Below are 15,491 nucleotides of genomic sequence, written 5' to 3'. Positions count from 1 at the left end.
TATGATGCATGAAAGGCTTGAGCCTGCTCTTATGCCTGATCTGGGGCTTTAATTTTGTTATCATGAAATTGGGCAATGGAGCCTTTGAACCTGTTCAATTTGCGGCTCTCCGGTTTCTCACAGGGACGCTACTTCTGTTCGGAATTCTGATGTGGAAACGGGTTCCGAACCCTGACAGGCACACGATAAAATGGTATATACTCTGCGGGATTCTCCAGACTACCTATTTTAATATTGCGATTCAGATATCCCTGAACTACATTAATGCGGGCTTAACCTCCGTGCTTACGTACAGCATGCCGCTGTTTTTATCCATTATGGCTCATTTTATGATTCCAGGTGAGCGGCTGAATACACGCAAAACGATTGGAATTGCTACAGGGGTCCTGGGGCTATTATTTGCTATGGACATTCATTTGGGCGGCAATTTGTGGGCCATGCTGCTTGGGGTGAGTTCAGCGATTGCTTGGGCACTTTCGAACCTGATTATCAAGCTCAAGCTCCAGCATTGCGATAAAACCCAGTTCACGACCTGGCAGATGGCATTCGGTGCGCTCGGATTGTTATTGTACTCCCTGTTGTTTGAGCGATGGGAGCCGAACTTTAGCGCTGCGTCGATCTTTTATATCTTATTTTCCGGCATTGTGGCGTCTGCTCTTGCATTCCTGCTGTGGACTCATATTCTCACTAGAATGGAAGCTAGTAAAGCTTCTGTTACGCTGTTGCTGGTTCCTATCATCGGTGTTGTGTCCGGCTGGATCTTTCTTCACGAGGCGCTCAAAGCGGCTACCTTGCTTGGCATTTTCTTAGTACTGGTGGGCATCTGGATTGTGAATCGTTCAGGGACTCCGAAGCCGCAGTAAGCGGATGGAAGGCTTTTTTTAATAAAGGGTTGACAGAAAAAAAGAAACTCTATTATAATGAAGCCAAGAAAACGATTACAAAAATGAATTTCATAATTTTCAGGGTGTTACTATTTTAGGCATAACCTGAATGGAGTTCCGGTAAATGGGCGATAACGTCTATGAAGCGGTATTCTGTTCAGGTTTTTTAGTGTATGCACATTTTTTAACAGAGTCTCTTTAAAAAATGGCCTTCCAGTAAATAAAAGCAGGTGGTCGCATGATTTTGAAGAAAGCGCTTAACAACAATGTCGTTTTAGCAGAGGAAGAGGACGCCCAAGAGGTCATTGCGACAGGAAATGGAATCGCATTCAACCTGAAACCGGGGGATACCATTGATGAGCGGAAAATCACGAAGCTGTTTGTAGTCAAAACTCAGGATTTATCCGCGAAGCTGGCGGATTTGCTGAAAGATGTGAAGATGGAATGTATTGAAATCGCGGATGAAATCGTGGAGTATGCCAGACCGAGATTGGCTGGAGACATTAGTGACTATATTTACCTAGCCCTGATCGACCACATTTCATTCGCCATCCAAAGGCATGAACGGGGAACACCGATTGAAAACCGATTTCTTTGGGAGATCAAGCGGTTTTATCGCGAAGAATTCGCGATCGGAAAACACGCGCTGGAGATGATTCGTAACAGGATCAACATCACGTTCGATGAGAATGAAGCCGGGTTTATTGCCCTGCATTTCGTCAACGCCCGCCTGGATAACCAGAAGCTTGATCTGACGCTAAAAACGTCAAAAGTCATCAAGGATATTATGGATATTGTAAAATACCACTTCAATGTCGAGATTGATGAAGATTCATGGAATTACAACCGTTTTGTAACCCATCTTAAATTTTTTGCCCAGCGGCTTTTTGCCCACGAATCGGCAGACCCGCAGTACATGAATTTGTTCGAAGACCTGAAAATCAAATTTCCAGAAGAGCACAGATGTGTGCAAAAAATAGGGGTGTATGTGAATAAGCAGTTTGAGCAGAAATTAACCAATGATGAAATGATGTATCTTATGATTCACATTTCCAGATTGGTCAACAGAACTGAAAACTAACAGGGTGTTACCATTCGTGGGCATTACCTGAGTGATTTCGATACTAAATTGCATTTTGGTATCGGGGATTACTCAGGTTTTTTTTATATCAACCAGAGAGCATTGGAGGCAGGCATTATGAGCAAACATGATGAATTAGCGAAATTCATTGTAACTAATGTAGGCGGAGAAGAAAATATACGTGATCTGTACCATTGTATGACCCGTCTGAGATTTACACTTAAGGATAAGCAAAAAGCCAATAAACAGGCTTTGGAAAATTCCGACAGTGTCATTTCTGTGATAGAAAGCGGAGGGCAGTACCAGGTGGTGATCGGCAATCATGTTAACGAGGTTTATGATACGATTGCGAAGAACTATAACCTTCAGGTAAAAAGCGGCAACGAAAAGAAAGAGGATAATGCAAAGGAAGGTAATTTCATCAGTCGTGCTTTTACCGTCATGAGCTCTATCTTCCAGCCGATTGTACCTGCTTTGGCTGGTGCAGGGATGCTGAAAGCTATCCTGGTTATTCTTACACAGTTAGAGTGGTTGGACAGTGCCTCCAGTACCTATGCTATCCTTGCTGCCGCAGGCAACGGCGTATTTTTCTTCCTGCCACTGATGTTGGCGTTTTCAGCTTCGAGAACATTCAAGACCCAGCCTATCGTATCTGCTGCCATTATGGCCGCTCTGCTGGAGCCTAACTTCACCAAGCTGATGGAAAACACGGGGGATATTGCTTCCTTTATCCACATTCCCGTTGTCCTGATGAGTTATACGACATCCATTATTCCAGCAATTTTAGCCATTTGGCTGTATTCATATCTGGAACGGTTTCTGAAGCGGGTGGTTCCGAAAAGCATTGAATTGTTTATGGTCCCGCTTGTTTCCTTATTAATTATGGTTCCGCTTACCGCCATTGTGATCGGTCCACTGGGAGTGTACACCGGTAAAGGTATTGCGGATGGTATTGAATTTTTGAGTACGCAAAGCGGTCTCTTGACTGGAGCCATTCTGGGAGGCGGCTGGACCTTCCTAGTGATGTTTGGTTTACACTGGGGGATTGCACCTGCGATGATCAACAATCTTTCCCTCAAAGGGTTTGATACGATTCGACCTATGATGGCTTCTGCGACCTTCGCCCAATCCGGTGTCGCTCTTGGGGTCTTTCTGAAAGCCAAAGACAAAAAGCTGAAAGCTTACGCACTGTCATCTATTTTCCCTTCACTGTTCGCTGGTATTACAGAACCTATCGTTTACGGATTGTCCGTGAAGCTGAAAAGACCAATGATTGCCGCCGTCATCGGGGGAATGATCGGAGGGGCCATTGCCGGACATTTCCAAACGACCGTGCTTGCTTATGTGTTCCCGGCAATAACTACTATTCCGGCATTCTTTACGAATACAATTGCTTTTTATTTGATTAGTATCATCATTTCATTTGTGGTTACTACCTTATTGACTTATATTCTGGGCTTTAATGAAGGAAACGGGGCAACGGATGCGGAGACAGGAAAGACGGAAGCAGAAAAATCCGAGCCTGCCTTACAAACTGAACCTGGACATACCGAAGTCACCGAGAATGTCTATGCGCCTATCCATGGCCAAATTGTTCCGCTTCATGAGGTTCCTGATCCTGCGTTCTCTACAGAAGCGATGGGTCAAGGAATAGCCATTCTACCGAGTGAAGGAAAGGTATATTCACCGGTTTCCGGGGTTGTCTCGCTCGTATTTCGAACCGGCCATGCGATAGCCATCACCTCAGATAACCATCTGGATCTGTTAATTCATGTGGGACTAGATACGGTTAAGCTGAAAGGCAGCTATTTCACGAAGCATGTAGAACAAGGGCAACGGATTGAACGAGGCGATTTGCTGCTTGAATTTGATATTCCGAAAATCCAGGCAGCCGGTTATGACCTGACCACTCCAATTATTGTTACCAACAGCACTGCTTACCAAAAGGTTACCCAGACACAGCAAAAATCCGTAGATTTGCAAAGTATTTTGCTCACTGTACATTAAATAAAGGAGGAAATGAGTTATGACAGCACAAATAGCCAAAAGTTTTCCTGAGAATTTTCTATGGGGTGGTGCTATAGCAGCGAATCAAGCTGAAGGGGCATGGAACGAGGATGGTAAAGGGCCAGCAATCAGCGATGCATTTCGGGGAGGAATAGTAGGCGGGACGTTTGATGATACGATTGATGAAAACAAGTACTACGCCAGCCATGAAGCGATTGATTTTTACCATCGTTATAAAGAAGATATCGCCCTGTTCGCCGAAATGGGCATGAAGTGCTTTCGGACTTCCATTGCATGGTCCCGAATCTTTCCGAATGGGGATGATGCCGAACCAAATGAAAAAGGGCTGCAATTTTACGATGATCTGTTTGATGAGCTACTGAAGTATGGAATTGAGCCGGTCATCACCATTTCTCACTTTGAGCTACCTCTGAATCTGATTCGCAAATACGAAGGCTGGAAAAGCCGCGAGCTGATTGGATTCTATGTAAAGTATGCGGAAGTTGTCTTCAAACGTTATAAAAACAAAGTGAAATATTGGATGAACTTCAACGAAATCAACCATTTCCATACCATTCCTTTGGCGGCAGGAGGCATTGTTGTTCAAGACGATGAGCACAAACTGCCGACTATTTATCAGGCTAGTCACCATGTTTTCGTTGCCAGTGCCCTGGCTACTAAACTGTGTCATGAAATTATCCCAGGAGCGATGATGGGCGCTATGTTATCCCTGAGTCCGATCTATCCGAATACCTGTAATCCGGACGATGTGTTTGAAGCCTATGAGCTGAGAAGAAGATCCTTATTTTATTCCGATGTGATCCTTAGAGGCTATTATCCAAGCTATGCCAAACGGATCTGGAAAGAGCATAACATCATGGTCCAAATGGAGCCCGGAGATGAACAATTACTGCGGGAGCATACAGCGGATTATTTAGGATTTAGCTATTATCGAAGTACGACACATAAAGCAGGTATGCCCATCTTGGGCAACACAGGGGGAATTATGGGACTCGACAATCCCTATTTGGAAAAAACGCCGTGGGGATGGCCAATTGACCCGAAGGGCTTCCGCTATGTGTGTAATGAGATGTACGACCGATATCAGAAACCTCTGTTTGTTGTAGAGAACGGCTACGGCAGTCATGATGAAATTTTGGAAGACGGTTCAATTCATGATCCCGAGCGGGTAGACTATCTGAACAAGCATCTGATCCAGCTGCATGAAGCTATTGAGGATGGCTGCGAAGTGCTCGGCTATACCTGGTGGGGTCCAATCGACATTGTCAGTGCGGGAACGGGAGAAATGAAAAAAAGGTACGGCTTTATCTATGTAGACAAAAACAACGATGGTACGGGTACGCTGGAAAGAAGAAAAAAGAACAGCTTCTACTGGTACCAAAAGATTATTGAATCCAATGGGGAAGTATTATTTGAACAAAATAAAGGAAAATAGTCCTGTATTAAATAAAAGTCAGAAATGAACCGGCCAGAGATACAATCTTTGGCTGGTTCGTTTGTTTATGTGTAGGAGTAGAGGGGAAAACGGGTTTCAAAATCTGTTTGTCTGCGATTGCTCCTAACCGAAATGCGGCCATCATGCAGCTCGGTAATACTTTTTGTAATCGCAAGGCCCAGTCCGGTGCCTCCGGTTTCCTTGGAACGTGATTTGTCCACCCGGTAAAACCGCTCAAACAAGTGCGGGACATCTTCCGCAGGAATTGGGGTGCCGTAGTTAGTGCAGATTACCACCGCCTCGTCGTCTTCGCGTCCTATGGTGATATCGAGGCGTTTGCCGTCTTTTCCGTATCGAATAGCGTTGGAAAACAAATTTTCATACAGGCGTACCAGCTCGTCGGTATCGGCTAGAATCCGAACAGGCTCGACGATTCGGACACGGTAGGACATGTCCGCCTGTTCCAGCGAGGGTACAAATTCCTCAGCAAGCTGGGTAAGCAATTTGCCGAGATCTACAGGCTCCAGCTCCAGTGGCAGACTGCCACCGCTCACACGCGTGTATTCAAACAGCTCATCGATCAGCTTTTTAAGCGTCAATGACTTTTCATAAGCAATGTTCACATAATAGCGCAGCTCAATTTCATCCCGATAGCGGTCGGTTTCAATATATTCCAAAAAACCGATCACGGATGTTAGCGGGGTACGAAGATCATGAGATACGCCGGTGATCAGGTCGTTTTTGGCTTTGGCGGAAGCCCGTTCTTCTTCCAGTGAGAGACGGAGCTTGTCCGCCATGGTATTCATATTTTTCGCCAAGGTACCCAGCTCGTCCGCTGAAGAAACAGGAATCGAATAGGACAGATCTCCATCAGCAAACTCCTGCATCCCCGTCGTAATTTCGCGAAGATAGCCAATCGTATTTTTGGTAAAAAGGAAAAAGAAATAAATATATAAAGGCAGCCCTCCAATCAGCATGATGAGTGGGGACCCAATATGATTCACGGTCCAGCGAATTAGACGAGTGCCAAAAAATGAACGGGAAGGGTTCAGCCATAGTAGCAAAGATGCTCCATAATAAAACACCATCAAAATCAGTCCGGTTAAAGTGAAGGCGGCAAGAATAAGGGCTGCCAGCTTCCATCCCAATGTGTCATATCGTTTTGCCTTCAAGACGTGAATCCTCCATTAATCGAATTTTTCCATTTTGTAGCCGATTCCCCACACCGTTTTCAGGTATTTAGGTTTTCTCGGATCAGCCTCAATTTTCTCGCGAATTTTACGCACATGAACCATCAGCGTGTTGTTGGATTCCAGATATTGCTCCTTCCACACTTTTTCATAGATCTGCTCCATGCTCAGCACTTGACCACGATTACGTGCCAACAGCTCGACAATGGCAAATTCACGCGGGGTCTGCTTAATGGATTCTCCGGCGAGAGTGACCTCATGCGTAGCAGAATTAATGGAGAGTTCATCCAGTATCATTTCATGCTCCAATGCAGGGGAGGAGTGGGTGTATTTCCGTACTCTGCGCAGCTGGGATTTGATGCGTGCCACCAGCTCCAACGGGCTGAACGGCTTAGTGACATAATCATCGGCCCCAACGCTGAGTCCTGTGATTTTGTCCATATCTTGTCCCTTCGCAGACAACATAATAATCGGAAAATGCTCGGTTTCTCTGATCTTCATGCAAGCTTCAACCCCGTCCATATTGGGCATCATCACATCAAGCACCATCACATCTATCGATTCCCGACTGACTTGCTCCAGCGCTTCCAATCCGTCTCGTGCCATAAGCAGTCGATATCCTTCATTTTCCAAATAAATTTGCATCAGCTTAATAATTTCAGGTTCATCGTCTACTAATAAAATGGTTCCGTTATGCATGGTTGTGCACCCTTTCTGTTCTTTCCAGCAGTATACAATATGGGCGTATTATATACCTTTGATAAGATACTACACATTATATTATCTTAGAAACTCCTTATGTACCAACGTTTTTTCATGTTTTATGTGCTTAATAAACTCTATTGGTCACGCTTCTGGTCACAGAATTTATCTTCTATTTCTAGTGGATCATTTTCTTCATTTCCGTTTAATAGATTACTTAATCCAACTGCCGCATCTGATTGCATATTCTTGAGTAAATGTGAATAAGTATCCAATGTTATAACTACACTACTATGACCCAATCTTTCTGAAACTACCTTTGGATGTATTCCTATAGACAACATTAATGAAGCCGAAGTATGTCTGAGATCATGAAATCTAATATAAGGCAATCTTAATATTTTTATTCTTTTGCTCATTATTCTAGTTAAGGTATTATGGAAGATAGGCTTACCAATTTCAGTGCAACACACCAGATCATTGTCTACATACATTGACCCAGCCAATCTCTTTTCTTCATTAATTCTTGCCTCTTGTTCCTTTAGTACTTTAATCACATCATCTGATATGGTGATTGTGCGGACTCCAGATGAACTCTTTGCTCCTTGTTTAAATCCTTTTGTATCCTGTTCAAGTGTTTGGGTGACCACAATACATCTATTCTTATAATCAACATTGCTCCAAGGAAGTCCGAGTATTTCACCTTTTCTCATACCTGTATGGATTGCCAAAAAAAATGCAATGTAATGCCGATGATCCTCTAATGTACCCAAAAAAGTCTGTATTTGGTCTACTTCCCACACAATAAGCTTTTTTTTAGCAATCCTTGGGCGCTCTACTTTATTTGATGGGTTGTCTTTTATCAACTCACTTTTTACAGCATAATTCAAGGCGCATACCACAATATTGAAATTCATTTGAATAAATGAGTCAGAATACTCTTTATTCTTTTTTTTCTTTTTCCTTATTTCACTTATTAGTTTCTTTATATCATTTGAGTTCAATTCACCGAGTGTTTTATTTTTTAAAATCGGCTTAATATGATTTAATATTATTGAACGATATGAATCTGCCGTTAAACGAGTCATGCGTCTATTTTGAACTTTTTCTTTGATCCATACATCTAACATATAATCTGTAAATTTTATCTTGCTTGGTTCAATGTAGTCTCCACTATTTACCTCAGCTAGTACTTTCGTCATAGCTGCATGAGCATCTTTCTGCCGCTTAAATCCTCGTTTCTTTTTCTGCTTTCTGATTCCGTCCTTTCCAACATCCACAACGTAATAATATAATCCTGTTTTTTCATCAAGCTTTACAGAACCTTTCGCCATACATATCCTCCTCAAATAATTAAATATAATGAAAAAAATGAACAAAATAATCATATCATATATAGTTATTTTTGCAATAGTAAACGACAAGATGCTTGTTTGAATGATAGAACAACAACATGTAGAATAAGAATAACAACGTATTAAGGAGACTATAGATGTTTAGATCAAAGAAAAATGACATTTAAATATTATATTCTGTGTCGCTTTTTTATATGTACTTATCTATACTTTAGATTTCCAGCAGAAGGGAAGACTGTATTTGGATATATCGCGACTGAACCGTTTCAATGGCTATGGGAAAAGCTGATGTTATCGTTATAAGCTGCAAAACCAGTATTTAAAGTATATTGACATTGCAGATCCCAGTGAGCCTGACGCACTACACAACCCAGTCATATTGAGGGTTTTGTCAACTTGTTAAAAGCCAATTGAATATCATATAAAGTAAAAGAGGACTCCTTTTGATTTAGGAATCCTCTTTTTTGTCTGTGTATTGTTTAAACCGTTTTTCAATATCGTCAATTCTATCGTCGTATTCTTTCATCTGCTTCATAGTAGCTTTAATAAATTTATCAAAAGTATTCAAATCTCCTTCACTGGTTGTTTCAAACAAAAACCCTAGTTTCTCCTGTTCAAACGTTTTTAATTTTTTACCGTCATATTCAATCCCTCGTGCCAACCAATCAATAGAAACCCCCAAAATGTCACTTATAGCCGTAACAACATCAATAGAAGGACGTTGTTTGTTATTCTCAATAAGTGAAAGAGAAGTCTTTGTATAGTTCTTGTGAGTAACAACATTCCCATCCTTATCGAACACAGGAATCTTTATCATTTCAGCCAATTCGCCAATCTTAAGTCCACGTTTAGTTCTAATAAGGTTTATTCGTTCTCCAAGTGTTTCGTTCAACAATAATCAACCTCGCTTTGTACAGATAGGTAATAAAGCTTTTCCATATTAACAATATTATTATAATCGATAATAAATGAAAAGTATACTTACTGAAATCGATAAGTATACTTGACGGATAATAAAAAGGTATGTATAGTTAACCTCATAAACTAAACTATATGGAAACATATATATGACAACTATAGTTACTAGAAAGGAGTCTACAACTAAAATCTAAAATTCATCCTAAATTCATCCGCAATACAGCAAAAAACCACCCTGCAATTTAGGATGGCATTGTATGCTTTATATTAGTCATTGGTCAGAATTTCAATCATGTCGATAATTTTTCTTTTAGTGATAGTATCAATAAGTCGTCCTCTAAATGTTAGAAAGTCAGCATTTTCTATCATGTCTTCCAAGTCGTTGTTGGTATTCGTTTTTCTATTCAATTCATAATATGATTTTGATTCTTCAATTGTCATGTACCGGGTAGCACCAGGATTTTCCATATCAAAGGCAAGTTGATCACTAATGTAACCAGCATACATCAAAAGTTCTTCTTTGGGTACTCCGTAAGCAAAAGCAAACTTTTCTAAAATTTCTGGTGAAATCTTTGGAGGCTTTTCGGTGCTTGGATGAACACCTTTTTCAATTAAGCTGATATATGAAACGCTGACACCGACTTCTTCAGCAGCCTTTCGTAGCGACCAGCCTTTTTGTTCTCTGAGGTGTCGAAGATAAGTATAAATAGCACTATTCATAGAAACTCCTTTCATTTCTTGACATAACAAATAAAGCAGTGTACATTACTATTGTAGACACGTTCACTATTGTAATACAAGATGAAATTTAGAAAAAGGAAGAGCATATGCTGCCGCTTTATGTAGAGGGTAAAAATTGATCATTATTCATAACTCCTTCTTGGTAAGTATAACATGTCAACCGAATCTTATACACGATGAAGAACATAGTTCCATAAAAACAGATTTCTATTCACAAAATCAGATACACGTGTAAAAGAAGAGGATATCTCCACATATCACACAATAATTCATCTAATCTTCATACAGTCCCAAATATTTGAAACCACGTAGGTGTATCGTCGTATATCCATATATAACCTTTGACGCATGGAATTACATGCATTCAATGAATTAAACTTCGCAGATGCGAAAAGGAGACAGAATAATGACCATTATCTTGAGAAAAGAAGCAAAAAACTACCCGAAGAATAATATTTCTTATACATATACTACTGGAATCTCAGACAAATCACTCTATAATAATGAAATCACTTTCGAAAGTGTTTTAGAGAAGTTCGGAATTGGGTCTAATTGTACAATACTAATTAGCAAGATGAGGTTTTTTCTGAATACAGTTGAACAGTTGTATGAATTTATTGAGAGATTACCTTTGGAAACAGCCGACCTGCCTGAACAGTCTTTACTTACAAAAATGAGAAAAGAAAGAATTGATACCTGTAGCTACATTGATGTTAGCAGTTTTCTTTGTGATTTTTATCGCAACAAGAGACTAGCGTTAGAAAAATTGTTCCAAGAACCAATCAATCAATTCAAAATGAATAAGCTTGTATCAAAAGATCCTTCAGAAATTTATAATGCTCGCCAAGAAAAAGGGAAGTACTGTACTATGTTGGAGGTGTCACTACTTCTTATGTAAAACAAAAAGCCCTTTACAGGAGTACATTCTTGTAGAGGGCTAATCATTTTTAATCTGAGTGAAATTATCATTTTACTAGGTATCTTAAGCACATATATGAAAAGTATATGTTTTTGTTCCAAAAGATGGTACAATCAAAAACAATAAAACAAATGTATTTTACTACTTGTTTCATAATTATATAGTATATTTATCTGTGCATCATATAGTGAGTTCACGCTGAAAGGGTGGTTTATCCATGAAAATTACACCCACGATTAGAGCAGAATTGGAACAATATCTAAAACAAGAAGGCTTAAGCCTATCGCAATTTGGACAAATTACAGGGATGAATAGGGGAATAATAAGTAGTATTGTGACAGGCAATAAATCTATGTCTGTTAACCAGCTCGACCTAATTACTGAGGCTATGGGTTTACCTGAAGGTCACTTTTATGATCTATTTATAGAAAACTTTATCATCGACCATCCCCCGAATATGAGGCGAATCGAGCCATTTTTATTTCGCTGTGCGGAGTTGGACAAACTAGATGCGATCCGTCGAGTGGTGGGAGCCATCATGGACAATCTACTCTATTCGCCCAAGCTATTCGAAATTGCAGAAGGATTGTTGGCGCAGGGACGACTAGAAGCGGCATTGATACTCTATGAGGGGGTAGCTGAAACGGAGAGATATCAACATTCTGAACGTTTGGCCATCTGTCAATATCGCATATTTAAGATTCAGATTAGTGATGATCAAAGCCAAAATGTCGGGGTGGCAGCCGTATTTGAAGCTTTTGTCGAACGCCTAGATGAAATAGACCAACTTGACGCATTGAAGGATTTGGCGAACGTGTACAGGTCTTTGCGTAAATGGGATAAGGTTGACGAGATAGCGAGGAAAATGAGAGCTAAAGCCGAGATCCAATATACAATAAAACATCAACAGAACAGCCGAGAACAGACCGAATCTAGCGACAAGTTGAGTCGTCCCTTGTTTGTGTACATTGCTTATGCAGACTTGCTCTGTGCTAATGCATGTGAAGAGCAGGGTAATTATGAGCAGGCATTACACTATACATATGCCTACTCCAATTTAGATTGGGTTAGAGAGACCAATGAGGATACCCAGCACTGGATTGGTTTGTTTAAACATTGGTCACAAGCTAATATACTTGCTTATAGGCTTTTATCTGGTGATGTGAGTGTGCTTCATGAATATCTAAACTATATTGATGAATCATCAGATACGATTCAAGAAGATAGGGTTACTCAACTACTTAACATAATGATGGCAGCTAACCGTTATGAGCTTGATTTAAACGATATACTTAAACGATTCGAAACAGAGATTGGGTCTTTATCTCAACGACCATTATCAGATGATATGTATACCCAGCAAGTAATACCGGAATACTCGGCACTGTGCGGATATGAATTGGCCTATTACTATTTAAATCATGGGTTGCATTATGATGGCTTTAATCATTTGTTTTGTTCAATGGTAAAAGCACATATACTAAATAATGAGACATATTTTATAAATTGTATGGGGTTGTTTGTGCGTTTCAAAGCCCATGCGGTTCCTGAAACTAAAACAGAGTTTTACAATCTCATTGAAAAGGTGTGGTTAAACAATGTTGAAAAAAGTGGTAATGCTGATCGTTGCGAGTAGTTTTTTGTTTACCTTAGCTGTGCCTATTTATGTGGATAGTCATAATGGAGGATTTCAAGTCTTTGCAACACATGGAGGAGCTTAAATGCTAATTGATTTTAATAATTCGTTAAAACTGTATTCCTGAAATAGTTCTACTTACGAACCCAACAGCACATCGCGGTGAAATTTAATCTTTTCTAATATGGATCAATGGCAAACAGGGTAGCACACTAAAGTATATGATCAGTTTTGGAAGAGGTTAGATAGGATTGTCCGTCTAGCCTCTTTGATATGAAATAAAAATACAGTTTAAACCATTAATAAACTTCTTATTGAAATATATCGAAAAAATTACCTTTATTGTGAAACTTTTGGTTCGTATTATGAGTATAATTAGTGTGGTAACCAAAAATTACAAAAAGGAGATGGTACATAGCAATTTAATGGTATAAGGAGTTACCACATCAAACTATTTTCTGAAGGGAGTTTTCTGTTAATGAAAGGAAGTAAGTTTTTCGCATTAATGATATCGTCATTGTTATTGGTTATAGCTCCTCTTTCTGTTACTGCTGCTTCTGTTCAGTCTGAAGAAGAATCTGCTAAACAAGCCGTTGTAAATTATATCGATGCTATTAATAACAAGGATGCCGATGAGTTAGCCAAGTGGGTTGATGATTCAAGATTTACATCTCCAGATGAGCAAAAAAAGCAATATAAAGAACTCTTTCAAAATGATGAATTTTCATCATATTCTATCGGGGATTTCAAGCAAGACGGAAAAGAATATGATGTGACTATTGATTTAACACGTAAAGATAGTGGAGAAGTAAACACCGTAACATTGCCTGTGGTTAAATATGGAGACCAATGGAAATTGGTTGTGGTCGGTGAAGAAACTAAAAGCGAACAGGTGAAATTGCAAATTCAAAAAGATAGAGAAGAAAATGATAAAATTGAACTAGACAAAAACAAAATAATTAAGCCACAAGCAAGCGCTATTGCTAACTGGGACTTTTCATTGACAAAAAATGATGGAGGACTTTATTCAAGGACTACGGCATACAGCACTAGTTCATTCAATATGACGGGCAATTCAGTAACAATGAATGGATGGCAGGAACTACCTGGCACCACCAGTGGTGTGAGTCTTGTGTATCAAATTGTTAAAAAAGGTTTTGTAGGTGATGATGTATACGGAGAAAAAATGCTGTCGGGTAGATATCGTGAAAATGGTAGTTGGTATTCTTTCTCTTTAAGTAAAAGTGGGCTTGCACCTCAAACCGGGCTTTACATTAAAATTTCTAACTCAAGCGGTGAGCATGGCGCTATGGGCGCAGGAAATGCATATCAGTAATCTTAATTGGAAAATTTTAAATCTACCCTTTTTTGTGGGTAGATTTATTTTTATAATACACATAAATATTTTGAGCAATTTAATGAGGTGAAAGTATGACAGATATTCAAGAAAAAAATATAGAAGGCTTACAGGATGAATTTTTGAATGAATTAATGAAGCATAATGAAAATGAACAAAAAAAGATTTTAGTTAGAGCCATAGAAGATATTAAAAAAAAGAAATATTTGAAAAAAGAAACTGAAAGTTTAAGGGATATTCTTTCACTAAAGATGGTAGGAATAATTCTGATTGTTGGAATATCTCTTCCAGTTATTTTTTATGTTTTATTCATTTGGATTTCTCTGTTGGTTGAGGATTAATGCAGTTTTTACAACTTGTATGTAACAGTGACGAATCTAAAACTAGATAATACACCCCAAAGATTAAATAAACTATTAGAAAAATTTTAATACTTGTGACATTGTAGATGAAGCTGCTGCCTTTGAAGTGAAGGTGTTGGGAATAAATATTTCATTCAATAAATATAAGGCAACCGAAAGCCACTTCTCATACATGGAGGTTAAAGTAGGCAGTCTAATTTACGATTCACAACCTTTTTTCATAGTAGGATTAAAAGAAGGAGCGTAAATGCAGATACCACTATACTTAGTGACTACTTCAATCCGACCACTCGATGCTTTTAAGGTGTTGCTAAAATAATTGAAGAAAAACGGACGTAATAGTATCAATCTACACGATACATGCAGAACTTTCGTTTCCTTTATATGCATATCTCATCTAATAAACAAAAAAAGGGGGAACCCTCATTTAGTATTGAGAGTTCCCCTTAGTTATTATTTTGTAACTGGTGTTGCTGCTATCGATGTATTCATTAATCGAATACCTTCATGGACTAGAATTTTAATTAACTTTAATTCATTTTCAGTTGGGTTCACATTTAACTTGTTTAGCAATTCATCTACTGTATCAGAAGTTACCTTTTCTTTTTGTTCAAGTGTCAAAGCATCATTAGAGTAGTTATGTACATATTCAATTACTTCGGATGCTACATCTAACACAAAATTTGCTTTACCTTTATATTGTTCAGTAAGTGGAACCACTTCTAAAACTAACTTACTAATATCGACACTCTTCAGGATATTATCCGTTTCACTCAGTTTAATACCTCGCTTACGAAACCAAGTCATAACTAATACACTCAATAGAACAAACAACACTGTTCCACCAATAACATATATATCATTCATTAAAAATCATCCTTTG

The 15,491-nt window shown here is 39.2% G+C and carries 14 protein-coding genes; 8 read left to right on the top strand and 6 right to left on the bottom strand.

All coding sequences use genetic code 11. The annotated features are described in order from the left end of the window. The first annotated feature begins 8 nt into the window (after nucleotides 1–8). The 4 genes from MHB54_RS01285 to MHB54_RS01270 all read left to right on the top strand — a co-directional run bounded on the left by MHB54_RS01285 (nucleotide 9) and on the right by MHB54_RS01270 (nucleotide 5,428). Nucleotides 9–863 carry a DMT family transporter gene (locus MHB54_RS01285; RefSeq protein WP_264453835.1) on the top strand — a complete coding sequence of 285 codons (855 nt, stop codon included), beginning with the start codon at nucleotides 9–11 and terminating at the stop codon, nucleotides 861–863. Between the two features lie 259 nt (nucleotides 864–1,122). Then, nucleotides 1,123–1,965: a BglG family transcription antiterminator LicT gene (gene licT, locus MHB54_RS01280; RefSeq protein ID WP_023988429.1), complete on the top strand. Its 843-nt coding sequence runs from the start codon at nucleotides 1,123–1,125 to the stop codon at nucleotides 1,963–1,965. A 117-nt stretch (nucleotides 1,966–2,082) separates the two neighbouring features. After that, nucleotides 2,083–3,972 (top strand): beta-glucoside-specific PTS transporter subunit IIABC, encoded by a 1,890-nt coding sequence (locus MHB54_RS01275; protein WP_069079676.1) that lies wholly within the window; start codon nucleotides 2,083–2,085, stop codon nucleotides 3,970–3,972. 19 nt (nucleotides 3,973–3,991) lie between these two features. After that, nucleotides 3,992–5,428, top strand: a complete 1,437-nt coding sequence (locus MHB54_RS01270) for a glycoside hydrolase family 1 protein (RefSeq protein WP_034095026.1) — start codon at nucleotides 3,992–3,994, stop codon at nucleotides 5,426–5,428. A 65-nt stretch (nucleotides 5,429–5,493) separates the two neighbouring features. Here the strand turns inward: MHB54_RS01270 and MHB54_RS01265 are convergent, their stop codons facing one another. The 5 genes from MHB54_RS01265 to MHB54_RS01245 all read right to left on the bottom strand — a co-directional run bounded on the left by MHB54_RS01265 (nucleotide 5,494) and on the right by MHB54_RS01245 (nucleotide 10,313). Further along, complete coding sequence (locus tag MHB54_RS01265; RefSeq protein WP_340981351.1) at nucleotides 5,494–6,600, bottom strand: sensor histidine kinase; 1,107 nt, start codon at nucleotides 6,598–6,600, stop codon at nucleotides 5,494–5,496. A 15-nt stretch (nucleotides 6,601–6,615) separates the two neighbouring features. Beyond that, entirely contained in the window at nucleotides 6,616–7,317 is a 702-nt protein-coding gene (locus MHB54_RS01260) for a response regulator transcription factor (RefSeq protein WP_340981350.1), read from the bottom strand. 140 nt (nucleotides 7,318–7,457) lie between these two features. After that, the gene (locus MHB54_RS01255) at nucleotides 7,458–8,654 is read right to left on the bottom strand and encodes a site-specific integrase (RefSeq protein ID WP_068940828.1); all 1,197 of its coding nucleotides are present in this window, start codon (nucleotides 8,652–8,654) and stop codon (nucleotides 7,458–7,460) included. Between the two features lie 469 nt (nucleotides 8,655–9,123). Then, entirely contained in the window at nucleotides 9,124–9,567 is a 444-nt protein-coding gene (locus tag MHB54_RS01250; protein ID WP_175405267.1) for a helix-turn-helix domain-containing protein, read from the bottom strand. Between the two features lie 293 nt (nucleotides 9,568–9,860). Next, a complete protein-coding gene (locus tag MHB54_RS01245) occupies nucleotides 9,861–10,313 on the bottom strand; it encodes a helix-turn-helix domain-containing protein (protein ID WP_340981348.1) in 453 nt (150 codons plus the stop codon). A gap of 427 nt (nucleotides 10,314–10,740) precedes the next feature. On the opposite strand from MHB54_RS01245, the gene MHB54_RS01240 reads away from it, so the two are divergent. From MHB54_RS01240 to MHB54_RS01225, 4 genes are all read left to right on the top strand, one after another. Beyond that, a complete protein-coding gene (locus tag MHB54_RS01240) occupies nucleotides 10,741–11,232 on the top strand; it encodes a hypothetical protein (RefSeq protein WP_340981347.1) in 492 nt (163 codons plus the stop codon). Nucleotides 11,233–11,470: 238 nt separating this feature from the next. Continuing rightward, nucleotides 11,471–12,889: a helix-turn-helix domain-containing protein gene (locus MHB54_RS01235; protein ID WP_340981346.1), complete on the top strand. Its 1,419-nt coding sequence runs from the start codon at nucleotides 11,471–11,473 to the stop codon at nucleotides 12,887–12,889. 478 nt (nucleotides 12,890–13,367) lie between these two features. Beyond that, a complete protein-coding gene (locus MHB54_RS01230; RefSeq protein WP_068940836.1) occupies nucleotides 13,368–14,225 on the top strand; it encodes a DUF4878 domain-containing protein in 858 nt (285 codons plus the stop codon). Nucleotides 14,226–14,320: 95 nt separating this feature from the next. Next, nucleotides 14,321–14,587, top strand: coding sequence for a hypothetical protein (locus tag MHB54_RS01225; RefSeq protein WP_068940838.1), 267 nt, complete (start codon nucleotides 14,321–14,323; stop codon nucleotides 14,585–14,587). 474 nt (nucleotides 14,588–15,061) lie between these two features. On the opposite strand, the gene MHB54_RS01220 is transcribed toward MHB54_RS01225, so the two are convergent. Then, nucleotides 15,062–15,475, bottom strand: a complete 414-nt coding sequence (locus MHB54_RS01220) for a hypothetical protein (RefSeq protein WP_068940840.1) — start codon at nucleotides 15,473–15,475, stop codon at nucleotides 15,062–15,064. Nucleotides 15,476–15,491 lie beyond the last annotated feature (16 nt).

It is taken from the genome of Paenibacillus sp. FSL M7-0802, assembly GCF_038004945.1.
Lineage (GTDB): Bacteria > Bacillota > Bacilli > Paenibacillales > Paenibacillaceae > Paenibacillus > Paenibacillus polymyxa_B.
Note: the sequence above shows the minus strand (reverse complement) of the source record. Positions and strands in the feature narration are given on the sequence as shown.